Genomic DNA, 24825 nt, shown 5'->3' with positions numbered 1-24825 from the left:
GCTATGCTCGGGTCTGCTTCATTTGGTTTCAATCTCTAACTGATTAGTTAAAATACTTTTCTCTAAACGGATATAGTACAAAACATGGTTTAGTTCAATCTCCGTTGAGTGTAAATAATAAGCCGCTTCCTTAACTGAATCCATGCTCAACGCTCCTGCTTTGGCAGCGATAATGTTAAACGCATCTCCAAGTAATTTAATACAAGTTTGAATCCTCTCTGTGTATTGCTTTTCAAGTTCTACTAACTTTTCATACTCCGCTACCATGTCACTCTGAGAAGTCAAAATATTCCCCACCTTTTGGTACGTATATGAGTACCAGTTTTACAAAAATTATATGTTACGTTTATGCGTATCGTCAAGAAAAATTTGTAAAATAAGGTGGGAAACCTAATGGCAAAGAAAGTAGTTGTGAAAATAAACGAAATTACGAGAAAACACAATATTTCCTTGAGAGAACTCTCACGTTTATCTGATGTACGACACGCTGCTCTAAGCGAACTTCAATCAGGTAAACGTGAAAGCATTAATTTTAATCATATTGAAAGAATAGCCGAAGCCATGAATATTGAAGATATTCGGGAGATTATTGATTTGGTTGAGATAGAAGAAAAGGAATAGGCATCATTTGCTAATTTTCCTTACCCAAAAATGCATAGGTATGCCGAGCAATCTCTTGATCGTTTGTATTTGAATAGATGGCTGTAAAGCCCATTTCCAGCAAACGTTTGAGTTTGTTATTATCCTCCTCACTACGTCCACGTCACGTTTCAACGGTCATGATTGGGAGTATATTCTTCTCTTTTCTGATTGGCTTGCTGTTATTAGATTTTGGATCGGTAGTAATTGGTTATGTACTCTGTTCTGGCATCGAATTTCTCGTTCATTATTTTCTCGTGTAAAATATAATACATAAAGTTTTCACTTGTTTGTTTAGCTTATGCTTGAGTGTAGGACAGCAAAAATTCGCCATTTTGCTCTGTTACATCGCCAAGTTGATATTGCCATAGGTAGTATTGCCTTTTTTTGATCATATGTCATCAAGGCGTCCTTCAAGAGGAGGAAAGCCTTGTCGGGGCAAGGCTTTTCTGAGTTTTATGCTTTTTCGTTAGAGCTTTTCACTACGCTCGGAAGAAAAAAGTGTGACCAAAAATGTGACCACTGTCAAGAAACTTGTCGTTCCATTTCCCCCTCACCAATATTACCCAGCATATTGAGCCTAGATCGTATATACGACACTTCATTTTCATCATAACTACTCATCATTAAATTGGCTATTTGGTTATAACGATATTTTTCCCTAGTTTTCCATAGACATTTATTAGATTGTCCGCTGGCACAGTATTGGCATTTCTTTTGAGCGTGCTGGAAACAAAAAATCGGTAGTTCATTAATTTTCTCTAAAATGCTATTTGAGAACGCCTGAAGAAGCCACTTTCCTTTCACTATGAGACGAAGCTTGTTTATATTCAAACCGAATCCATCAGCAAAATCATCCAACTCCCGTTTTTTAATAACAACTTCATTATACAGATACCTACGAGAATTATTATCAGCAATTTTACCTTCACTTTCAGAATACCCTAAAATAGAAGTATAATCTTTTACACATGCATTTTTTAATGCTTCTAAAGATAGGTAGTATAATTCTTGTTTAATATCATTAAATCCAGACTTTAGAAAACTTATTATTTCTGAAGTAAGAACACTTTGATTTATTGATGTGATAAGTGGAAGTATAGACTTTATATTATGATCAGCTATAAGATGGCTTTCAAAGGAGTAATACTTCAGAACTAACAACCCTTTTAGATCTACAGGTATCTCATCTCTAAAGTATCTAGCATCCCTGTCTATAATACCCAAAAAATAGTTGAATAAATCAGGGTTGTCCGTAATTTGCTGCTGGACATGTTCAACTGCTTTTATTACGGAATCACAACCTTCTGCATAATTTTCAAAAGTATCTATAGCCAAAACATCTGCTTCTTTGTTTAAATCCATTAACAAATTCTCATAAAACTGTATATCGTCATGGCCTTCAACTACAACAAGAGGAACACTTGCCATTCTTGCAGCAACTAATGCTTCATCAATATTATATTTCATTTAGCATGACTCCTATAATAATTCTACTAAATAGTTTGCTTTTTTTCCTGAAATTGAAGGGCTATGCGATGCAACTATTATTTGTGAATCAGGAGCAAGTTCATTTAATAATTGCAAAAGCTTCCTCTGCCATTTAATATTAAGTGAAATCTCTGGTTCATCTATTAATAGAAAATTACGTCTGCTTCCCTCAATGATAAAGAGTGTTAATAAAGATAAAAGATGCTTTTCACCACTTGATAATTCATCAAGAGAATGTGATCTATCTTTGAGAACTATTTGAGCCCCATCCTGATTAACCACAAGCCTTTTGCCATTTTGTAAATGGTCATTAAATACATCTTCCAAAAAATCTATTGAATTCAAAATAGACTTCTCACTTTGCAATTCTGAAGTCATTTTCAACAGTAAGCTAGGTAATAGAGAATTATTTAATTCAGTGAAATTTTTTTCTTTCTGTAAAACTCGTATTAATTGATCGCTAAGTGCATTTTCAGGTGATGATGTTAATGCCTCAATAAGTCTTTCCCTGTTAGAAACTATTAAATTCGAATCAGATTCAGTAAGACCAGCTTCCTCAATTCCTGTTGCGTCAACACTCAGAGCCACTGATAATGTATCAAACAATGCCTTCTGGACTCTTTCATTCGTTACACGTTTAGCAAGTCTATATCTTTGAATAAGTATGGATTCAATAGAGTCCATATTAATACTATCTAATGACAAATGCTTTATATTAAGATTAATAGAGTTTTTATTTAAAGAACTGTAATCCCTTCTTCTTTTATCTCGTCTCAAATGTTCTGCCAATTCAAAAGCAAAAGAATGTACGCGCGATCGTGTTCTGAATTCTTTTGAAAAGTTGCTCCGCTCTAAAAAATCAATAATAATATCTGGACTAATAGTTACTGTAGAAGAACTAATTCCTCTACTAGTACCAAATAAAATAGAAGACACCTCTTTAAACTCTGCCTTGTCGAACTCAGACCAATTATATTCATCAAGTATATCATCTAAATTAATACCCGATAATTCAATTTTATCCAAATCAACTTCATTTTTCCACACTCTCACTTTCCTCTCGTGTTCTCCTCCTTCAACCTTGTAATACAAAATCACTTCTTTCACATTTTCGTTAAGTAATATGGAACTGTCTCGAGAAATAAGTGCATGTAAAATCTTTAACAAGGTAGTTTTTCCAGCTCCATTATCGCCATAAATAACAGATACAGGTTCTCTTGAAAAGTTTAATTTTACAGTTCTACTGGGATCTTTAAAACCATTAATGAATAGTCTGCTTATCTTGTACATTTTCCACCTCATAAAATTCTTAATTAGTGATCAATCTTTTTCAGGCCATCCAATTGGTATCAACCCATCAATACCCTTTTTCCATCGTCTTTTAACTGCTTTCTGATACTCTGGATGATTTTTAAAATAGGCATGTTCGATAACTATAACTTGCAAAGATTCACCCCGCTTTACTTCTTTGAAGAGTAGATCAAAGTATTGTAAAAGTGCCTTTCTATCATTATCATTCTCTTCTTCTATTTCAATCATTTCGGGTTCATCATCTGAAGGGAAATATGGACGACTAATTTGGTCAAATAAAATTATTCCCGGAGCAGGTCTATTTAGTTCAGCAAAGTGCCTATGCATTGCTAGCATAATAGAAACATGGAGACTTAAATAATTTTCATCTGAGCCTACATCTCTCATGTATTCAATTCTACTTGGTAGTGAAACACCTACCTTAAGATCACGGAGATTTAAATAAATAGGATGGTTCTGGTATCTACTTTCAAATGGTAGGTCAGTAATAATTTCTTTAGCAATGGCAGAAATTCTTCTTTCTACATTTTCAAGCGCTTCTTTTTTTGATTCAATATCAATTTCTGAGCTTAGCTCACTTATACGCTCCCTCAACCTATCAATCCCCATAAATGATGAAGGAACGCTAGAAGTTACTTTACTTACTGCATTCAGATAGAAGTTTACGCTCCCTACCAATCTATTTCTTCTGTCCTTTAAGTCAAGCCCTTCTTCTATTGTTTCATTTTCCTTAATCAAAGCTGTTATTTGATTTTGTAACAAAGATATTTTGTCTTCAGCAGAATTTAACATCCCTTTTAAAGAGTTTATATAATTATCGAGTTTTGGTCTTTCTTTTTCAACATTATCAAGATCAGTTTGGACCTTTTTAACAGTTTGATTTATAAGCTTAACTGGCTGAATTTCCTCCAAAATCTTTTGTTCACAAAGCGGGCAGGAAATAGGATCAATTGGCTTTCTAAATATATCAATAACGTCTAATCGTCTTTTTTGGTTATTAGCTGTACTTTCAAACTCATTAGCAAAGTGTAGCGATTTTTTGGCGTAATTCATTCTTTTTTTTATTGAGATTATTTCATTCTGTTGCATATTTAATTGGTCATATAAATCAGTCAACTTATCTTCCTCAGAATTAGAGTTTGAATATGGAGTCCATTCAGCTACCTTAGTAAGCATTCTATCAATATCTTTTTCAGTTGCTCCTATAGATGGATAATCACATAGCCCCAATTGCGCCGCTTGAGTTAAAAGTGAATGGGATTTAATACTTCCTGAAATCTGTTCATCCTCTGTAATGTTTCCTTCTAAACGTTTTAATCTCTTTCTTAAAATTTTCAGTTCAATTTCTTTTTCCAGGGTTTCTTCATCGATTACTCCAAAGTAATAAGGTAGCGCATCTATAATTGTTTGACGTTTTTGATAATCGTCAATTCCTCTAAGCAATGTGTTTTTATTAATAATGATATTATCATCCTGAAGTAAATAAGGCATGACACTTCTTATAGTAATTGATTTACTATCTCGCTTTGAACCGAAAACTTCGCTTTTTACATCACCGATACCAACTAAACGTTCGAATTTTCTTAGAGCACCATCTAAGTTTGTAGTTGAAGGAATATCACTTGATTTCGCTGGTATTGATAATTTTTTTCCGCTCATATAGTGCATTTCACTGCTTGATTTTTGTGGCGCTCGAGGCACTTTTCTAAACATAGCAAACTGATTTTCATTCTTCTTCCAAACTAACCCAACCCATGATAAACTTCTTCTCACGAAGGAAGGAATATGGCACTCACTTGAGCCCAGAACATAGTCAATAATTTCAGGTAAGGCAGTTTTTCCTGTCTGTGAGTCCCCGGTTATTATATTTACCTTTTCCAAATCCAAAGTGATTTCATCTTTACGTTCATCATTACTATAAAATAATATTTGATAAATATTCCAACGTTTCATAATGTTAACCCCAAACTATTTAGTATACTTGCTGTAGAATCAATTTGAGAAAACCAAATCCCTAACTTTCTAGAGGTATTAACCATTTGCTTTATTTCCTCTGAAGAATTTTGTAGTCGATTTTTGTACAGTCCTCTACTCCTAGAAATGATCGTTCCATCTGGCTGAAAATTCATTAATTCATTAGCGCATCCGAATATTACTGCGCTTCTTGTCAATTGGCTTGTTCTATTTATTCTGATATCCAGATTAACTAAAATACTTTGTTTCCGAGTTATCCACGTATATAACCCCGTCTCTGCATTGGTTCCTTTAAATTCATCTCTTATTGATTTAGAAATAACAAGCGGAAGTGGGAAGAAAACAAGCGGAAACGGACACCCTTTTTGTTGCTTATTCTCGTACCCTTGTAAAAATGACCAAAGAACTAAGGAACCAAGTGCAGGATTGGTTACTGAAAAGACATCTATAGAATCCATCAACTCTCCCTCAACATTTCATCGTATTTAGGGTGCCATCCAACCTTTAATTCTTCCGATAATTGCTGAAAAGATCCGTGGATAAGAAAATGTTGCTTCCATTCACTTCTTATTGGATTGATATGCAGATGGGAATCATCATGTATCCAATCAAGTAGTTCTAAACCTTTCTTTTGGCACACTTCTTCTGTTTCCTCGTCCTCTTCCAAGTCCTCTTTCATTGGCTCATGTTTACCTGACCACAATTCAATAAGCATTTCGTCATATTCTTTAAGCTCAACTGCATTTAACAAATCATCTTCTATCCATACTTCTCTTTGATTTCTAGCTCTCCACCTTGATAACGCTGCTTTCTTTTTACGACTAAACTTTCCATTAACTAAATCAATTTGCTTTTCCATGTATCCGCCTATTTCATTTTCTACTGACTCTGGAAATGCTTTTGAATAATCATCAGGTAAGTTATTGCTTTGTATTTGAGCAATAAAACTTTGAATTTGAAATAGCAGTTCTGTTTTATTGATCTTATTTTGCTTTAATAATCTTTGATCCCACCATTCAAGCAGTCTTTTGGCTATAGGTTGACGTAACTTTTTTATAACCATTTGGCTAAGTTGATCAATAACTTGCTTTTCCACATCATAAATATTAAAATTATTTGGTCTTATAGTTATCTTCTCAATTAAGGACAGCCTCTGATTATCAGTTAACTCCATAAAAGCCTTACACCCGTGTATCTTGATTTCATATGGCAATTTTTCAGCTTTATTCGCTATCGCTTCTTCCCTTGCCTTAATAACATTTTGAGCCTCTCTTACCATTTGTCTGACAACAGCAATTCTATCCATATCATTACTGACCAATTTAAATAAGAGATCATCTTCTTTGACTGTTTCGCTAGTAACAAAGTACATTCTATGAGTAGTGGAGTTAGCATATGATGACCATATTCGAATTGTTTTCCAAAAACCATCATTTTTTATGGTCAATGCTCCTGATTTGCTTGTAGAACTATGTTTCAACTGGTATAGTCTAGTTTTTTCTCCTGTTAGAACAACGTCATCTTCTGTTTCGACACTTATCTCATCAAAGTCATCCTCTGCTTCCTTCCATAATACGAGAAGCGCATAAAGTGGCTGAAATCGATATCCAAACATAGGGGCTTGAGCAGAATGTATATTTATTGACATTAATCCTCACCTACTATAAATTAAGACTTTTGAACCACATCTTTTTTCACAATTTTCGACAACTAAATAACTAAATCCTTCCAAACAAATGTTCTATTATCTTAATATAAAAATTTTCTAATAATTCTTTATCAAAAAAATTACTTTCTAATTCTATTATTCAGAGCTTAAGCTCCTAAAAAGATTACATTTAAACATCTGTCTGCAAGAAAAATATTCAGGAAACAAATTATACCGAACCATATGATTTCTATGTACCACCAACTGCAATTAAAACGACATCATGACCTGACCTTTTCAGAAATTCATAGTTAAAAGTAGACTTCTTCCACATTCCTCCCTTCCAAAAATACACATTGCAAATACCGCTTTCAATGGGTCATTCTGTAAACTAAGTTCCCCTTTTAACCGATAAATACATATGCTGGGTTTTTTATTAAATATCACTTCTAAACCTTTTGTACCCAACACCCCCTATGATACATATCAAACTTTAGCCAAAGTTGCATCCATATGCAGCTCTTAAAACGAATTAAAAAAATGACGTGCACTAATCAGGAAGACAGCTATTACCTCTAGAAAGGAGTCATGAACTCACTTGAGCCTACTATCAGATGGAATCGGCTATGAAAGCCTACGCTTTTATGGTCCCTTTCAGCCACAACACATCGATCAACTTCAAATAACACGTGCCATCAACGACCATGCCTATTTACATATTAGTGGGTTGCTCTCCGAAAAACAGGGAGCAGCCTGTATCGGACAGGATATGGAGCAAGAGCCGATTGTGATTCGGCAGTTGGATGATCAGGGACAAACGCTGGGAAGGCTGTTCCATGGGGTTGTTACACAAATGTCCGTAAATTGTGTACGAGGCGTGTATACGTTTGAGCTGGAGGCCGCTTCCCACTCATACCAGATGGATATTAAGAGTAAAAGGCGCTCCTATCAAGATATTCACCGCACTTATGATGATCTAGTCACTACGATGATACGGAAGTATCAGTACGGAGATGCCATTGATACCGTAAACAACTATGCCAAACTCGAGACATTTGTTTTACAATATGATGAGACCGATTGGGCGTTTTTAAAACGTCTCGCTTCTCGCTTTGGTTCCGTACTTGTGCCAGAGGTAACCGCTGCCTCGCCCAAGGTTTTCTTTGGGATGCCAGAAGGCAAGCAGCATAAGGTGGAGCGGGATGTTTTTTATCGGGTGCGAAAAACATTTCATGACCTGGATGCAGAAAAGCCGGGAGAACAACGTGCTGGCTCTTATGTCACCTATATGATCAAAAGTCTGCAATACTACCCGATAGGCGACCTCATTACGTTACCCATTGGACAAGGCAAAGAGTTGGTCGTCGTTCGAGCAGTGACACAGTTAGCAGATGGCTTACTCCGTACCCGTTACGATCTTCAAGCCGAACAGGATATCTGCTATATCCGGTATGAGAACGATCTAGCCACTGGAATTTCGCTGACAGGAACGGTGCTGAAGGTACAGCAGGATTTTGTACAGATTCAACTGGATATTGACCCCAAGCAAGATCCTGCAAAAGCCTGTTGGTTTCCCGTGGCGACTCGATATGTGGCCGAAGAACATAGCGGTTGGTACGATATGCCTGAGATCGGGGAACAGGTCGAGTTGTATCTGCCTACACACCACGAACAGGATGCCTATGTGACAGATTCGCTACGACAACAACGCCACGCGAATGAACAGCCGAATGTGAAGGTGTGGCAACACGTGCAGGGAAGCGGCGTAGAAATGTCTGAGCAAGAATTGACCCTGTCCACCTCGGATGGATTTTCTATTACACTGCACGAGGATACTGGCATCACCATCAACAGTCCGGGGGATGTACAGGTTCAGGGTGGTCACGTGAAGCTCGATGCAGGTGAGGAACTTTCGCTCGAAGCTGGAACGGCGCTGTATCTGATAGGCGGGGCCAGCAGCATGGTACTGGATGGTGAGACGGATACCAAAGCTCCAGTGATTTATCAGGAAGGAACGGTAAAGGCGCCTGTTTTTGTAGCCGACCTCCCTCCTGTGCCTGAGCCGCCACTGATGAGCATCAAAGCCTATGAAGCAGCTCAGTCAGCAGCCAAGGATTCATCTAGCAGCCAAGCCTCTACCCCTAAAGCAAAAGTCACCAGTCCAGCAGAGCTTAAACAGGCGAATGCCTTGATCGGTACGGTGTCCAAGCTATTAGGCTCCATTCCGGTGATGGGGAAAGTGGCTAGTGTGATGTTTAATACGGTTGGTGGACCCGCAGGTAAAGTAGCGGCAACTGTTTTGCAAGCAACTGCATCGATCCCCGTTCGGAGCAAAGGAACACCTACGATTGGAGGAAACAGCAAGGGGAGCGGAGTTCATCCATTGAAATACTTGGCTGGTTTAGCCCTTCAGGGACTGATTAGTCAATACGAGCATGAGCAAGCAAGACAAGCCTACTATAGCAAGTGGATTTTAGGAAAAGCATATACAAGTGCGCGTCATATAGCGTATTCCGGTGGCCCACTAGAGCTGGTTAAGAACTTGCTAAAAGAGTCTAATGCCATGGCTCATGCGTATCAGCAGATCCCTGTAGATCTAAGACAACGCTGGAGAGCCAATTATGACAGCTACATGGCAGCTGAAAAAGCCAAAGTATCCTATAATTTCGATGAGTATGATAAAAAATTTATGGGTACTATGTGGGTCCTCAGTAAAAATGGAGTTACCGATCAGAAAGCTGCACAAGCTTCTCTTGCCTATAACGAAGCTATCAAAAATGGAGAAATCAAATTACATCACGAACCAGAAAATGTGGATATTTTCGTAGAACAAATTAAAGCAGCAAGAGAAGGAAAGAACTATTGGACAGGAGAAGAAATACCAAAATGGCAGGCAAATGCGATTATTATTAGTAGTGTATTTTCTGAATTTCAGATGGTCGGAAGTTTATACGGTGCTAAATTTGGTGGGAATATAAAGATACCTTCTAAATCAATTAAAGTTCCAAAGTCTACCGTTAAAACTCCGGGGACAGGAATAACAAAAGCTACGTCTTCCAAACCCGGTATGTCGCTTAAAACGGAAGGGACAGGAATAAGTAAAGTAGATCCATCTGAGCAAATAAAACAGCGAGTATTACAAAATATCGCTCAGAGCAAGGCTGCAAGGGAAGCATCCAAGTTTGGGGAATATGTAAAAAAAGAAAAGCTTACTCTTGATTCTATTAAGAAACGACAGGCGTTAGAGGGGACGGGACAAGGTGGTAAACCTGTTGTAGATAAAGAGAATTGGCTCGGGGGTCTACAGAACACAGAAAACTTTAAAATAGGGACTAAAGAAAATGGATTAAACCATATTTTTGATGGCGAAATACTCAAAAATGGAAAGGCCAATGGTTATCATTATGAAGGGATGCCAAACAGTAACGGTAAAATTGTCGGGAATGTCGACCCGCCTAATGAGTTTGGTGTCTATCAAGCCAATATTGAAGTTAGCGGGGTACTAAAGAAAGTTAAATCAACATTTTTTCCTAAAGAGTGGTCACCTCAACAAGTAATAGATGCTATAAATGAAGCTTTTAGGAATAAGGAAGTTGTAAAAAATAACGTTTATAGAGGGGTAACAAGTCGGGGAATGGAAATAGAGTTTGTTTTAAGAAATGATAAGATAATTTCAGCTTATCCATTGTATTAAATGGGGGAGATATGAACTATGATTAAGTACAAATATAAATTGAAATGGATAGACAGATTTAATATAGTAGTGTTGGATTTTAGTGAAGAGAAATCACTTGAATTTGCAAATATGATAAGTGATCCATTAGGATCTGATATACTTCTAAGATATGAGGATTTGAAGGTTGATATCAAAAACTATCTTGATGTATTAATAGGCAAATTGCCTTGTTATGAGCGCGGAGGTAATGTGACTTTTGTTACATCTGATAGGGATTATACAACAATTGAAGATCTTTTTTATGATGAAGATGAAGATGAAGTGGAACCAATTTGTAAGTTAGAAACAGTTGAATTTGTGAAAATTATATTACTATGGGCTTATGAAAATTATAAATATAAAAAAGAGAAAAAAGTGATTACTCAAGAAGAGGCAGAAATGGTTATGAATTGGATTGAACTAAAAATGGTAGAAGTTAAGAGTATTGAAAGTAACGAATAGACATAATAAACAACTGAAAAGCTTATTCGGGGTTGTCAAGTATTTTGTGTGAACTCGTTTACAGACTCAACAACAAGATCGTACAATACAACCAACAAACCAAACACAAAATGATTCAAACACTTGATAAACTTTCAAAGCTTATTCCAAACTTGAACCTTAAGTGAGGAATGAGCTTTTTGGCATGCCCAAGCTCAAAGGAGGAAGAAATAACCCCAATACTCAAAAACAATGACTTGCCAGCCCTCCCATCAGAGTTAACTACCACCCACTTCAACAACGGAAGGGAAATGTGCTATGTCAATTGACCAGAATGGTTTCTGGAAGCATTACGGCAGCGATTTTATCAATTAGAACTTGCCAGTGAGCAACAAGCCTCGTATTCAACGATGGTTTTGAAGGTAAAGAACAAGGAAAAATGATTATTACCTTGATGTTAATGGTAATCCGGTAGCAAAAGGCTCGAAAGCATCTCACATTATACCTTAGATTGGGAGAGAAAAATGAAACCGTCAGAATTTATTAAAATGTATACCCTTTTTGATAGTCTTGTAGAGGATTTGAAATATAATGAGGTCGAGAAGCAGTTAAAATTGACTTTAGAATTGTGTCAGTGGAAGCAATCTTTCTATGTTGAAACTGAACCAGAAATGCAGCTTGGAATATTAATTTTTTCTGATGTAACATTCTACAAAACTGAACCTCAATTATTTAATTTGGACAGTAGTGAAATACTAGAGGTAGATTTACTCCCATGTGATGGAGAAGATGAGTGTATTAAAATGGTTCTTAATGGTTTGGACGATGTAATTGTACTAAGCATTCAATCTAACGAGGTTGAATGGAAAGAAATAAAAACTGAGGATGGACAATAGTCAGGAGTCTACAACGTAACAAGTTCGTACAATATAACAAGCTAGGCATAAAACAAACTGATAAAAATTCAACACATTTCAAAAGCTTATTCCAACTTGACTATAAGTTAGGAATAAGCTTTTTTTCACACAAAACAACGACTTGCCATCCCTCCCTATAAGAGTTACTATACACACTCAAACCACAGGATGGAAAATGTGTTATGTCAAATTGGCCAAATTGGTTTCAAGAAGCATTACGCCAACGGTTTTATCAACTAGAACTCACTAGTAAGCAACAAGTTTCATGTTCATCGGACGACAAAAATCTATTCGCTCAAATGAATCAAATCAAAATAAATCAAAACGAGGATATTCCAACATCTGCTATCTGAATGGGAAGAAGCCATAGGTTATCAGTTAAGCCAACACAAGCAGTCCATCAATATGGAAGGAGTAAAAGACGGAATTCGCTTGATCTTTCCCATCAAGCACTCCACAAATATTCTCTAGCCTATTTACCGCATTATCCCAAGATTTTTTAGGTTTACATTTTAAAAGCAGATCGTACACTGCAACAAGCTAGACACAAGACAGCTTAGCAAGGCATGAAGTCAACCCAAACACTATTTCGTGTTGTCTGACTTTGACGTACCTAAAATAATAGGAGAAGATCCTAGCCCCAATCATTATAGAAATGCTTACACACAAATCTTAAAGGAGTTGATGCTCATGCGTAAGTCAAAACCTTTAGTAGCTGTCGGGGATCGGTTTTTGATAATCGCCCTATAATTCGTACTCTCGACGATGGGATCATGGCTGTTCCGATCTCGAACGAACAACGTTCGAATGCAGCTGCAGAAATGAAGGATTTTATTCATCGTCATAAACAAAAAGCAAAAAGATGAACGGCTTCTTTTTGAAGACGTTCATCTTTAATTTCATATAGAGATTTCTTCAAAATAAGTTGGGTCATGTATTATAATTTTTTTACCTGAAACGGTAATAATATGATCTTTCTTTAACTGATTTAACACACCGCTAACCGTTTCTCGAGACGTTCCGGATATTTTTGAAATTCCAATTGTTGTCAGTGGACACGAAATGACAATCTCTTCACCGTTTTGTTCCCCTAAATCCTGCCTTAAATAATTAAGTGACTGAATTACCCGATCTTGTGCATTGGGGATTGTAATATATTGTATACGATGCTCATGAAGTTTTAAGATTAAAGAAAACTGCTGAACAACAGATAATAATTGCTTTGGATTGGCTTTCAACATATCTTCAAAAATCGCTGTAGGAATATAATACACATCTACATCTGTCAGTGCTTCTGCCGAGTAATTGTATCTTTGATCTGTAAACATACCGCCATAAGGGAAAATTGAATATTGTTTTACATAGTCCTCATATAGTAAATTTCCACTTTGATTGACCCGCTCTAACTTTACAAAGCCCTCTAACATAAGGTAAATTCGCTCCCTTAAGTCCCCTTCTAAAAATAAAAATTGACCCTTCTTATAAGTTCGCCAATAGACAAACTCTCTTAAGGTTTTTAATTTTTTTTCTGATAAATCAGCAAATAAATTAAACTGCTTTAAATTTTCCATCACATTCCTTTTATCCATAAATACACCTCTCTTGTTTCATAATAGAATATAATAGAAATTTTATCATTTATCCTATGTACTGAGCAATTTAGCCCTCCATAAACTATAAATGATCAATGAAACAAGCAGGCCGAATTCGGGAGCAAAAGTCAGCCCAAACTCGACCATATTGTTTAAAGAGCAGTATTTTTAATGTTATTTATACATGCACAGATCCCTCTTGTTTAGAAATAACCGTACCTGTTTTTCCTTCTAATGCTTCAAATACCTTCTCTAAAGAAGTAATAATGGCTTTTCGTTCTGAATTGGTATTCACAAAATGAATCGCAGCTTCAATTTTGGGTAGCATACTTCCCGCTGCAAAATGTTGTTCCTTTATATATCCTTCTAATTCATCACTGGTTACAAGCTCTAACCTTTTTTGATTGGGCTTATTAAAATTCACATACACAAAATCAACTGCAGTTAAAATGACAAGCGTATCGGCACCTACTAATTCAGCTAATTTCTGAGCGGCGAAGTCTTTATCAATAACCGCTTCAGTCCCTGTCAATTCATCATGAGAATGAATGATCGGAATTCCGCCACCTCCAACAGCAATGACGATATTTCCATCATTCACCAAAGAATCAATCACTTTATATTCAAGAATGCTTACAGGTGTTGGTGACGGTACAACTCGTCTCCACCCTCTTCCTGCATCTTCTTTAAATACCACTTTTGTTTCCTTCATGACCTTTCTTGCTTCGTCCTCTGTATAAAAAGGCCCGATTGGTTTGGTGGGATTATTAAATGCTTCATCTTTTTCATCGACGACCACTCTTGTTACGATTGTTACTACATCTTTATTTATATCCCGTTTTCTCAATACTTTTGCAATCGCATTTCCCATCCAATAGCCAATCATTCCTTGACTCATCGCACCACAAGTATCTAGCGGCATGGCGGGGGTTTTTTCTGATTCCGCCGCTTTTTGCTGTAATAAAATATTTCCTACTTGCGGACCATTCCCATGGACAATTACGATATCCACATCATTTTCTATTATTTTTACAAGTTGTTCCGCTGTTTTTTCTAATGCTTCTTGTTGTGCCTGTGCCGTAGCGTCCACGGATTGTATCGCGTTTCCGCCTAGTGCCACTACAATTTTTCTGCGTGCCATACTTCAACCCTCCAATTGTTTTTATTGCCAATAAACTTAAATCGCAAAATTCCCCATAACTAACTCATAGATTGTGAATACTGCCAAAGCAGCAATAGCAACAGATAATATCAGTTCCACCTGAGTAAATACTTGTTTTGGATTATTTTGCTTTTGCAGCTTATAATAGATAAAAATGCCCGGTGCATATAAGGTCATTGCTAATAACAAGTAATTTAACCCAGCCGCATAAACTAACCAAATCCCATAAATACTTGCAACGGTCCCAATGACTATATTGAGGGTTCGACCTTTTTCGTTTGATCGCAAGCTATACTTCAATTGATAAAATGCTGAAAACACATAAGGAACTAAAATAGCGGAGGATGCTAGAGAAAACGCAAAATGATACGCTTTATCCGAAATAATGAAGGTTAATAAAAAAAGTTGAATTAAACCATTTGTAATCCATAATGAATTTACAGGAGCTTTATTTTTATTCTCTTTCGCAAACCACTTTGGAAATGTACCATCTTTAGCGGCTAAATATGGAATTTCAGATGCAAGTAAAGTCCACCCGAGCCAAGCGCCTGAGGCGGAAACAACCAAACCCAGGTTAATAAATGCAGCTCCCCATTTTCCAACAACACTTTCAAATAAATAGGCCATAGCTGGATTTTTCAAATTAGCAATATCCGCTTGCTGCATAAGCCCGAGAGATAATAATGTAATCAATACGTAAACAATAAGTGTTCCGATCAATCCAATGACTGTCGCTTTCCCGACATCACTTTTATTTTTTGCACGGCCAGATAGAACAACAGCCCCTTCAACACCAGTAAACACCCAGACCGTTACAAGCATTGTGCTTTTAACTTGACTGCCTACCGCCCCCCAATTAAAAGTACCGCCTTGTCCCCAAAATCCGTCTACGAATACATGGAGTTGAAAAGCAAAGATTCCCACAATAATGAATACAAACACAGGTACTAATTTTGCGATTGTAGTTACTAGATTTATAAGCGCTGCCGATTGTACGCCTCGTAAAATCAGCAGGTGAACACACCAGAGCAAGATGCTCGCACCAATGATTGATGCTATATTTTGCCCCCCATCAAAAATGGAAAAAAAATAGCCTAATGAACTAAATAGTAAAGTTGCGTAAGCTACATTCCCAAGCCATGCGGCTACCCAATACCCCCACGCGCTATTAAACCCCATAAAATTTCCAAATCCAGCTTTCGCATAACTAAAAATACCACCATCCAAATCCGGCCTTTTTTTAGTTAAATTCTGAAAGGACAATCCAAGTGCAATCATTCCGATGCCTGTGATCACCCACCCAATCATGATCGCTCCGGCTCCGGCTTCTTTGGCCATATCACTTGCCAGGTTAAATGCTCCACCGCCTATCATCGAACCGACAACAAGAGCTGTTAAAGTAAATAATCCTAATTTCTTTTCTTCACCCACTACACTCACCTCTCTCTATTTGATCGTGTTAAGGAAAAGAGAGAGAGAAAGAAGGAAGATGAATTCCTTCTTTACTCCATATTTCCTAAAGTAGCTGCCAAAACCGCTTTAATGGTATGCATTCTATTTTCAGCTTGATCGAATACTTTGGAATGCTTGCTGCGGAATACCTCATCGGTTACTTCCATTTCTCTCAATCCATATTTTTCGTAAATTTCTTTTCCATACGTTGTTTCCAAATCATGAAATGCGGGTAAACAATGTAGAAAAATCACATCCTTATTCCCTGTTTCTTTAATCATTTGCATATTTACTTGATAAGGCGAGAGCAGCTCAATACGTTCAGCAAATTTATCTTCTTCCCCCATAGATACCCAAACATCTGTGTAGATTACATCTGCGCCCGCAACAGCCTCTTCAATGCTACTGGTTACCATTACCTGGTCACTACATTTTTTGGCCAAATAAATGACTTCTTGTGCTGGCCATAATGATTGTGGCGCACAAATCCGAACATCCATTCCAACGATTGAACCACCCACCAATAAGCTATTAGCAACATTGTTTCGGCCATCGCCAACATAAACGAGCTTCACATTTCGCAAATGCCCTATATGTTCCTGGATGGTTAATAAATCCGCGAGCGTTTGGGTTGGATGCCACATATCCGTTAGACCGTTCCACACCGGTACACCCGAATGCTCAGCCAAAGATTCCACTGTTTTATGAGCAAAACCGCGGAACTCAATTCCGTCAAACATGCGGCCCAACACTTTCGCCGTGTCTTCTACGGATTCTTTTTTACCAAGCTGAATATCACCTTTACCCAAATACTCGGGATGCGCTCCTAAATCTGTACAAGCTACTGTAAATGCACACCGTGTACGGGTAGAAGTTTTTTCAAATAAAAGAGCTATATTTTTGCCCTCCAAATAACGATGGGGAATGCCGTTTTTCTTTTTCTCTTTTAAATCTGCTGCTAAATCAAGCAAATATAACAATTCCTCTTCTGTAAAATCGATCTCTGCAAGAAAACTTCTGCCTTTTAAGCTTGAATTAGTTTTTCCCATATTTATCCCTGCTTTCTCCGTAATTTAAATATCTTTTCGAACGATTGGCATACTCATACAACGTGGACCCCCACGGCCACGGGATAATTCCGAGCTCAATATTTCAATGACCTCGATACCGTGTTCACGCAATAAAGCATTGGATACATAGTTACGGTCATACGTAACAACAACTCCTGGCGCAATGGCTAACGTATTGGATCCGTCATTCCATTGTTCACGAGCAGAGGCTATTGCATCTCCTCCGCCACAAGGAATAAGAACCAAATCCTTTAAGCCCAAAACCTCTTTTAGCGATTCCGTTAAAGAGGTGTGATGGGTAATTTTAAGCGTTTCTTCATCCGGGCCTTTCTCTAAAACATAAATATTCATATTTCCTTGCGGTCCTTGGATCGCGGGATGAATTGTAAATTTATCATAATCAACCATCGTAAATACGGTATCTAAATGCATAAATGCCCGGCATTTTGGAATTTCAATGGCTAGTACTCGTTTGAATTTTTCTTGACGGCTAAATAGATTCAGGGCTAAACGTTCAATAGCTTTAGCTGAAGTACGGGCAGATACACCAATGGCAATGGTTTCTTCATTTAAAATGAGCTCATCACCACCTTCGATTGGAAATTCATAATTGCGATCCAGCCAAATCGGTACATTATGACTGGTAAATCTCGGGTGATGTTTAACAACGTACTCCATAAACATAGATTCACGTCTTCGTGCAGTTTCCCTCATTTTATTAATCGTTAATCCATCACCAATAACAGCTGCAGGATCGCGGGTAAAATATAAATTTGGCATTGGAACCAAATAAAATGGAGAATGATCTTGCATAAATTCATGTAATTGCATACTCTTACCCGTTTCAATTTCGTTTTTTCGTACACCACTCATTATTTTTTGAACTAAATCTTCATTGGAGAAGGAAAGTAAATATTCTTTTAAAATTTGATGTGAAACATTTCCTTCGGCCCTTCCTTCTTCTAACATTTGGTCAACAAATTCTTCTCTGAGGCTTTTATCCACTAATGCCTCGGCCGCGAGTTTTTCCAAATAAAGAACTTCAATTCCCCGATTGCGTAATGTTTGGGCAAAATAATCATGTTCTTTTTGAATCACTGGCAAAAAGGGAATATCGTCAAATAATAACGGTTGTAAATATTCCGGCGTTAAGTTCTCCAATTCTTGTCCCGGACGTTTTAATAAAACCGTTTGTAATTCCCCAATTTCCGAAGCAACATGCAATGGATGCTTCATGGGTCGTACCTCCTTTTTAATCTTTGATGTATACAAATGCATCATAAATGGTCCATGCTTTCCGCCTCGTGCAAACGCCAACATTTTTGTTGAGAAATATTTCACGTTTTTATTTTTAAAATAATAAAAAAAATGTATTTTTATAATAGATTTTGTCAGTTTATCTGCGAAATCTATTTCATATTACGTATATATGATGAATATCTGGACTGTAACTGCTGATCTAAAAATGCATGCTCAACTTGCAGCCTATGTAAAATGGAAGCGCATTCAAAAGGAAAAGAGCGAAGGAACGCCCGCAAGGTAGCTGTGATGCTTGATCCAACAAGATACATCACGGCTACGGCATGCTCAATTTCGGGCATCCTACACTCTTTAATTACTAAATTCAAGTAACCTCGTATTCTCACTTGACAATCTACTAGCTATTTTATCTAAAAATTAAATTAAGTCTTTCTTCTAAAATCTTTCGATCCGATAGGGTTTGGGAAATGACAAGGCAGGTATCATTCCCGCATACACATCCTACCATTTCTCTCCAATTTGAATTATCTAATAAAACACCGATAACATTTGCATTGCCAGGCAACGTTTTTATAATCGTCAATTGATCGATATAATCAATCTTGACAACAACTTCTTTTAACTTCTTCTTTAACTTCAAATCCGTTTGCAAAGGCATTTCTGAGGAAACATTATAGATCATAAATCCTTTCGGAGAAGCTATTTTTATTAATTTCAACTCACGGATATCCCGTGAAATCGTAGCTTGCGTTACTATTACATCTTGTTCTGCCAACAATTCTACTAACTTCTCTTGTGTTTCTATTTCATATTCGCTTACCAATTGCTTAATTAATCGTTGTCTTTTTTCTCTTTTCATAGAAAGACACTCCTTTTTATATTATAGCTTTATCATATTTTGCTCTAATTTTCTATTATTTTCTATAAAAAGGGATACAGAGTGTATACTCTCGGAGCAAAGAGATGGCGCAGAACTTATTTTCATTGATAACACTGAAACGAACGAAGAGGAGTTTCTCATTTCTGGAAGTTCCTCTTCTTGTATTAAAGGTTTAATGGTAGATTTTGAAAAAATATTGTCGTGATCAATGTCACGGTCTAACCTGTAAATTTAAGCTAAAATACAAACAATTTAAATTATGTTTTATCTAAAACCAAAAATACCGTGATGGATCACAAAGAAAAAACAGGGAAGTGTACAAAGATGAAAAGAACTGATTTACCTCTTGTCTATTCATGTTCTGGATGTTCCTCCGCAGCGCAAACCGCTAACATGATCGCTATCAAAATGGATCGAGAAAAAGTCGCTGAAATGTCCTGCATCGCTGGTGTGGGGGGTGATGTCAAGCCACTTGTCAGAACAGCAAAATCGGGACGTGACATCATTGCAATCGATGGCTGTCCCTTGTCCTGTTGCAAGAGTTGCTTAGCAAGGCATGAAGTTCAACCCAAACACCATTTCCTGCTGTCTGACTTTGACGTACCCAAGATAATAGGAGAAGATCCTAGCCCTGATCATTATAAAAATGCTTACACACAAATCTTAGAACTCATTGGACAATAATTCTGAATCAAAATAAAGGTGTGAATCGAAAGATGGCTCACCTTTAACTTTAATCCTTTCAAGGTGTTGCGACAGTGTACAGTAAAAGTGTAGCTGGCTCTCATTATGTAACAATATCGTAAATTCGTTTTTACTGGTGGCTCCTAACACATCTTTAAGGGCCACCAGTATTATTTTTTATACAGCAAAACATCTTTTTGATATGATTATTTTGTCGACTATACTTCATATCATAATACATAGACGAACATTTCAAGGAGGGACTTTATGGAACATTCCTTTTCATCAATATTGACGTACAGCATACAAACAATTGCAATTTTGCTAATTATCCTTACATTGTTGAGAAAAAACGAAAAAAAAATAGGTTGGGGATCACTTTCACTGCTTTTATCTATTCTTGGCATGGCTGTTTCTTTTAAATTTGGCAATTACATATTTGGAGACCAGTTGCTTTCCTTTTTAGGGTTGCCCGCATGGTCTAATGCTGACAATACCGGGTTTCACTACACCTTTCTTCTATCCATCATTTTTTTTGCTCCCAGTTTAATCATTGGATATAAAAATCCTGACGAATTTGGAGCTCTAATTGGAAAATGGATTTCTAGTATATATCTATTTTTGATAATAATTTCTCTTTTGTTTTTTATCACAATCTAATTTCTCGATCACTTTTCCATTTTTATAACAAGAAGACAAACAGTCATCTAACGATCTTGATCTCGTCTTGAATACACTGGGTCAAGCCATAAAAAAAGAGGAGGTAACCGGTACCTTGATTCATAGTGATCAAGGATTCCAGTATACCTCCCGGCCTCGCAGCGGCCGTCAGCCATGCTCCTTCCATTCCAGCGCGGCTTCGTCAATGACGATGGTTCCGGCTGCGACACCAAACACATAAGACAGCTCCACCCGCTGGCGCGCAGGATCAAGCTCGCACGCGGTCAGACGAAGCGGCTCATTGTGATCGGCCGAGTCCTCCGGCAGACACACTGTCAGAATACCCGCTTTTCCTGAAAAAGCGGCCTGGCCCTGCAATACCGGCGTCTCCGTCTTGGAGCCGTATATTCCCGATACCCAGCCCTGATGCTCACTGACTGCGAAGCGTCCCTCTGTTAACCCAGCAGTTGTCCACTGGAAGGCAAGCTTGACAGTGGAGCCCGGATAAACAATGGAAACGCCCGGGTGGCCTGCATCATCCGCCAGCAGCTCTACGGCCGCTTCTGGATGCAGATGGAATCGCTGTTCAAGCTCATGCTCAGCGTCCGCCTCCAGCCAATCTACCAGCAGCATAAGCGGGACCTCCACGCCGAGCAGCACCCATCTGCGATGAGTCACAGGATCGGGCAAGCGGGTATAGCCGTCATGGGAGGCGTCCATGAAATGATAGCGGCGGCTGCTTTCCCAACGATAGGTTTTCGCTTCGGCCGCGGGCGTGCCCCATTGCTGCGTGGACACATACGGCGTCTGGTCCTCGCCATCGATGGTAATCGTATTGTGCGCCCGCGTGCTTTTAAAATAATGACGCCATTCCCCTTCTTCGTAGGTATACCGTCCGGTATCGGTGAAAAAAAGCTGCTGCTTCCACATCCACTCCAGATGGAGCGCATCGGCATGTCCGTGCGCCCCGCCCATGGCGGCGGCGTCAAAGAACAAATACTGCCGTTCGTCCCGCATCACATAGTACCCGGTCTGCGGAAATGCTCGGCTCGCCGTTGGTGGCTTGTAAGCGGCCTGGAGCTGCATATAACGCTCGTATTTCTCCACCCCGAACAGCCACAGGCTTTCCGAGCTGCCAGTGCCGCGGCAGATCAGCTCATCATCTTCGAGAATGGCGCCCAGCAGAGTCAAACGCTGCCGCCCGTCGCCGAGCCAGTCGGAGTCGCCGGCTCCGGTGGACTGGTGATCCGGCCGGATCAGCGCTTCGGTGAATGCCGCCATTTTGCGAAGCTGATCGCCGAACCATGCCGAGAAAGGATGGCCGGACAGCCGCGCCAGTAAATAAGGGGTGCCAAACATTTCGATGCTGGCATTGTGATAATGGGTCGTAAGCTCAATCTGCACCCCTTCGGGGCCGACCTGATGCAGCAGGCAAAGCTCCAGCCGCTCGGCCGCCAGCTGCCGCCAATACGGCGCGCGTGGATGCCAATGATAAAATGTGGCGATCATGAACAGGCCCTGCATATGCATAATGGCATGATTAATTTCGGTGCTGCCAAGATAACGAGTGAGGAACTCGGCGTGTTCCTCCAATCCCTGCAAAAATTCGGCGCGAAAGGGCTCCGTTAGCAGCAGGCTGCCCTCCATATATTTGTATGCAGAAATCCAGGATTGCACGCGCAAGCCCGTTTCCAGCAGACGCCAAGGGCCAAGCTTCTGGAAGAACACGGCTTCTTCATAGGACGAAATGGCAGGAACCGGGTTTTGCTTGCGCCAACCGCGATAATGGTCGATAAACGCTGAGACGTACTCGGGATTGCCGTTCATCAGATAGGCTTTGCCCAGATCCGGCATATGCCAATGCCGATTTATGCCCCAGGTGAACTCCGGGTCCCTAGTCGGATTATGCAGCCAGTCCACCGGATCGCCCAGCGAAATCCAGCGGCTCAAGTCATTGGTATAAGGCACGATAAACTCGTTGATCACGGCATGATCGGCAATGGCGATCGACGCTGCGGCTTCCCCGGGAAAATGGCGGGCGTAATATGCCGCAGCCCTGTGCAATTCGAGCTGTGACAGGTAGTAGTCGTTCATTGCTAGTCCTCAAGGAAATCTTCACGGAACGGATTGAACACATCAAGAATGATGGAATCTTCAAGCGCCTTTACGCCATGCGGAACATGATATCCCGCGTAGAAGCTGTCTCCCGCTTTGAGAATGCGTGTCTCACCACCGACCTGAACTTCGAAGCTTCCTTTTACAATATAGCTGACCTGCTCATGCTTCTCGTGGGAATGGACTTCCCCGACCCCGCCCTTGCGAAAGGTAACCTCCACCATCATCAGCGTTCCGCCCATGCCGAGGATTTTGCGGGAGCTGCTTTCGTCAATGACATGCGATTTTGCTTCCTCATTCTTAATAATCATGCTTCTTTTCCCCTTCCAAATAGAATATGCGGCCGAACCGCTTGATCGAATCGGCCGCAGGACAGCCGCCAGTTATTCTTCCGTGGATAATTTGCCCTGAAGCTTGGCTGCGTCAAAAGCGGGATCAGCAACAATGTTGGTCGTGCCGGCAGCTCTCAGCTTTTGCAGAGATGCGTTGTAGCGGGTATCCAAATCTTGGATGACGGCGTCCACATCTCCGCCCGTGAACACAAATGTGTTGAAAGTCTCCGGCCACTTCATCCCTTCCAGGGAGCTTTCCGTAATCGTACCCGGATTGGCCGGGTAAATGGCATCATACCGCTTCGGCAGAAAACCTTCAATGCCCGGAATGCTCGGCTTCTTGCCTGATTTCAACACGGCCGGTATCAAGGAAATTCCATAGCCCTTTTCATAGTATTCGGTTTGCAATTCATTGCTGTACACGTACTCCATGAACTTCCAGGCCGCCTCCTTATGGGTAGAATCGGCGCTGATCCCGATGTAAGAGCCACCGATAATTGGGAATGCGCCTTTAATGGTTCCGTCGGCCGTCGGCACGGGAACCGCTCCCCAGTTCTCGGTGGTCGGGAACTGATCCTTATACACTCCAGGTTCAGCCGAGTGGTTCACGTACATCCCGATTTTGCCTTGGGCAAATTGCGCGCGCAGCGGATCAATATCCAGATTCTCTACGCCCGGCAGCATGCTGCCGTCTTCCTTCATTTGCCGCAGCGCTAGGGCGATATCCTTGTACATGCTGAAATCAAACTGGCCTGTTTTATAATTATAGCCGTCGATGCCAAAGTTGTTGCTGGCGCCTGCAATTGTATTCGCCGCCCGCCAGAAGCCGGTTCCACTCTTGAACGGGCTGGCAAAGCCATAAATGCCTTCACTTTTACCAACCTCTGTAATTTTTTTGGCTGCGGCCACCATGTCGGCAATCGTTTTGGGAGGAGAGGCGATGCCTGCTTTCTTAAAAATGTCTTTATTATAGACCAGTCTCCAAATTTGCCCGGTGTTCGGCAGGGTGTAGATTTTGCCGTCGATGGAGTTCTTGTTCTCAATCTGGCTGTCTTTGAAGGTCTTCTTCATCTCGTCGCTCATGTAGGAGTTGATCGGTGCCAGATAGCCTTTTTTGTAATAGGTCTGAAAATCGTTGATTTGCAACACGTCTGGAGCCTGCTTGCTGGCAAACGCAATGTCCACCGCCTGTGGATAATTATCGCCCATAACGTTCATTTCAACTTCAATATTATCATGATTCGTTTGGTTAAACTTGTCAATTTTTGCTTTCATGAACTCGGCATCATGGCGGTCGGGTGTCCAGTAAATGATTTTGGTTTTCTCTCCCGCGGTTCCTTTGGAACTGGCCGGAGCGTCACTGCTTCCCGCCGCGCCCTTGCTGCCGCCGTCCGCTGAACAGCCAGCCAGGTTTAAGGCCAGGACTGCGCCCAGTGTTGCGATAACCCATTTTTTAACCATCGTTATGCCCCCTTATGCTTT

Annotated in this window: 21 protein-coding genes and 1 pseudogene; 7 read left to right on the top strand and 15 right to left on the bottom strand. The window is 39.6% G+C overall.

Annotated elements, in window-relative coordinates; translation table 11 throughout:
- Positions 1-18 precede the first annotated feature (18 nt).
- Positions 19-285 (bottom strand): hypothetical protein, encoded by a 267-nt coding sequence (locus B4V02_RS07300; RefSeq protein ID WP_094154288.1) that lies wholly within the window; start codon positions 283-285, stop codon positions 19-21.
- Positions 286-393: 108 nt separating this feature from the next.
- On the opposite strand from B4V02_RS07300, the gene B4V02_RS07295 reads away from it, so the two are divergent.
- The gene (locus B4V02_RS07295) at positions 394-621 is read left to right on the top strand and encodes a helix-turn-helix domain-containing protein (protein ID WP_094154287.1); all 228 of its coding nucleotides are present in this window, start codon (positions 394-396) and stop codon (positions 619-621) included.
- Between the two features lie 543 nt (positions 622-1164).
- Here B4V02_RS07295 and B4V02_RS07290 read toward each other — a convergent pair.
- From B4V02_RS07290 to B4V02_RS07270, 5 genes are read right to left on the bottom strand one after another with little or no spacing between them, the layout of a single operon-like run.
- The gene (locus B4V02_RS07290; protein ID WP_094154286.1) at positions 1165-2109 is read right to left on the bottom strand and encodes a DUF4435 domain-containing protein; all 945 of its coding nucleotides are present in this window, start codon (positions 2107-2109) and stop codon (positions 1165-1167) included.
- Between the two features lie 12 nt (positions 2110-2121).
- Positions 2122-3420, bottom strand: coding sequence for an AAA family ATPase (locus B4V02_RS07285; RefSeq protein WP_167383750.1), 1299 nt, complete (start codon positions 3418-3420; stop codon positions 2122-2124).
- 30 nt (positions 3421-3450) lie between these two features.
- A complete protein-coding gene (locus tag B4V02_RS07280; protein WP_094154284.1) occupies positions 3451-5394 on the bottom strand; it encodes a DUF3732 domain-containing protein in 1944 nt (647 codons plus the stop codon).
- Positions 5391-5873: a three component ABC system middle component gene (locus tag B4V02_RS07275; protein WP_094154283.1), complete on the bottom strand. Its 483-nt coding sequence runs from the start codon at positions 5871-5873 to the stop codon at positions 5391-5393. The genes B4V02_RS07280 and B4V02_RS07275 overlap by 4 nt, the downstream gene beginning before the upstream one ends.
- Positions 5873-7063, bottom strand: coding sequence for an ABC-three component system protein (locus tag B4V02_RS07270; protein WP_094154282.1), 1191 nt, complete (start codon positions 7061-7063; stop codon positions 5873-5875). The genes B4V02_RS07275 and B4V02_RS07270 overlap by 1 nt, the downstream gene beginning before the upstream one ends.
- Positions 7064-7661: 598 nt before the next feature.
- Here B4V02_RS07270 and B4V02_RS07265 point away from each other — a divergent pair.
- The 3 genes from B4V02_RS07265 (at position 7662) to B4V02_RS07250 (ending at position 12115) form a co-directional block, all read left to right on the top strand.
- Positions 7662-10757, top strand: a complete 3096-nt coding sequence (locus B4V02_RS07265) for an EndoU domain-containing protein (RefSeq protein WP_244188473.1) — start codon at positions 7662-7664, stop codon at positions 10755-10757.
- A gap of 18 nt (positions 10758-10775) precedes the next feature.
- Complete coding sequence (locus tag B4V02_RS07255) at positions 10776-11240, top strand: hypothetical protein (protein ID WP_094154281.1); 465 nt, start codon at positions 10776-10778, stop codon at positions 11238-11240.
- Positions 11241-11743: 503 nt separating this feature from the next.
- Positions 11744-12115, top strand: a complete 372-nt coding sequence (locus tag B4V02_RS07250; RefSeq protein ID WP_094154280.1) for a hypothetical protein — start codon at positions 11744-11746, stop codon at positions 12113-12115.
- A gap of 920 nt (positions 12116-13035) precedes the next feature.
- Here B4V02_RS07250 and B4V02_RS07240 read toward each other — a convergent pair.
- The 6 genes from B4V02_RS07240 to argR all read right to left on the bottom strand — a co-directional run bounded on the left by B4V02_RS07240 (position 13036) and on the right by argR (position 19531).
- A complete protein-coding gene (locus B4V02_RS07240) occupies positions 13036-13725 on the bottom strand; it encodes a Crp/Fnr family transcriptional regulator (RefSeq protein WP_157739721.1) in 690 nt (229 codons plus the stop codon).
- A gap of 181 nt (positions 13726-13906) precedes the next feature.
- Complete coding sequence (gene arcC, locus B4V02_RS07235; protein WP_094154279.1) at positions 13907-14869, bottom strand: carbamate kinase; 963 nt, start codon at positions 14867-14869, stop codon at positions 13907-13909.
- Positions 14870-14905: 36 nt separating this feature from the next.
- Complete coding sequence (gene arcD / locus B4V02_RS07230; protein ID WP_094154278.1) at positions 14906-16321, bottom strand: arginine-ornithine antiporter; 1416 nt, start codon at positions 16319-16321, stop codon at positions 14906-14908.
- 71 nt (positions 16322-16392) lie between these two features.
- A complete protein-coding gene (gene argF / locus B4V02_RS07225; RefSeq protein WP_094154277.1) occupies positions 16393-17391 on the bottom strand; it encodes an ornithine carbamoyltransferase in 999 nt (332 codons plus the stop codon).
- A gap of 24 nt (positions 17392-17415) precedes the next feature.
- A complete protein-coding gene (gene arcA / locus B4V02_RS07220; RefSeq protein ID WP_094154276.1) occupies positions 17416-18648 on the bottom strand; it encodes an arginine deiminase in 1233 nt (410 codons plus the stop codon).
- 430 nt (positions 18649-19078) lie between these two features.
- Complete coding sequence (gene argR, locus B4V02_RS07215; RefSeq protein WP_094154275.1) at positions 19079-19531, bottom strand: arginine repressor; 453 nt, start codon at positions 19529-19531, stop codon at positions 19079-19081.
- 345 nt (positions 19532-19876) lie between these two features.
- Here argR and B4V02_RS07210 point away from each other — a divergent pair, with 345 nt between their 5' ends.
- From B4V02_RS07210 to B4V02_RS26500, 3 genes and pseudogenes are all read left to right on the top strand, one after another.
- Positions 19877-20236, top strand: a complete 360-nt coding sequence (locus tag B4V02_RS07210; RefSeq protein ID WP_043891153.1) for a putative zinc-binding protein — start codon at positions 19877-19879, stop codon at positions 20234-20236.
- A gap of 267 nt (positions 20237-20503) precedes the next feature.
- A complete protein-coding gene (locus B4V02_RS07205) occupies positions 20504-20896 on the top strand; it encodes a hypothetical protein (protein WP_094154274.1) in 393 nt (130 codons plus the stop codon).
- Between the two features lie 43 nt (positions 20897-20939).
- A pseudogene (locus tag B4V02_RS26500) lies at positions 20940-21050 on the top strand (IS3 family transposase); the annotation flags it as partial.
- A 14-nt stretch (positions 21051-21064) separates the two neighbouring features.
- Here the strand turns inward: B4V02_RS26500 and B4V02_RS07200 are convergent.
- The 3 genes from B4V02_RS07200 to B4V02_RS07190 all read right to left on the bottom strand — a co-directional run bounded on the left by B4V02_RS07200 (position 21065) and on the right by B4V02_RS07190 (position 24804).
- Positions 21065-22990: an alginate lyase family protein gene (locus B4V02_RS07200; protein ID WP_094154273.1), complete on the bottom strand. Its 1926-nt coding sequence runs from the start codon at positions 22988-22990 to the stop codon at positions 21065-21067.
- Between the two features lie 2 nt (positions 22991-22992).
- The gene (locus B4V02_RS07195) at positions 22993-23322 is read right to left on the bottom strand and encodes a cupin domain-containing protein (protein WP_094154272.1); all 330 of its coding nucleotides are present in this window, start codon (positions 23320-23322) and stop codon (positions 22993-22995) included.
- Between the two features lie 72 nt (positions 23323-23394).
- Positions 23395-24804 carry an ABC transporter substrate-binding protein gene (locus tag B4V02_RS07190; RefSeq protein ID WP_094154271.1) on the bottom strand — a complete coding sequence of 470 codons (1410 nt, stop codon included), beginning with the start codon at positions 24802-24804 and terminating at the stop codon, positions 23395-23397.
- Positions 24805-24825: the final 21 nt, after the last annotated feature.

It is taken from the genome of Paenibacillus kribbensis (assembly GCF_002240415.1).
GTDB lineage: Bacteria > Bacillota > Bacilli > Paenibacillales > Paenibacillaceae > Paenibacillus > Paenibacillus kribbensis.
The sequence above is the reverse complement of the archived record's forward strand: the minus strand, read 5'-3'. Positions and strand labels throughout refer to the sequence as shown.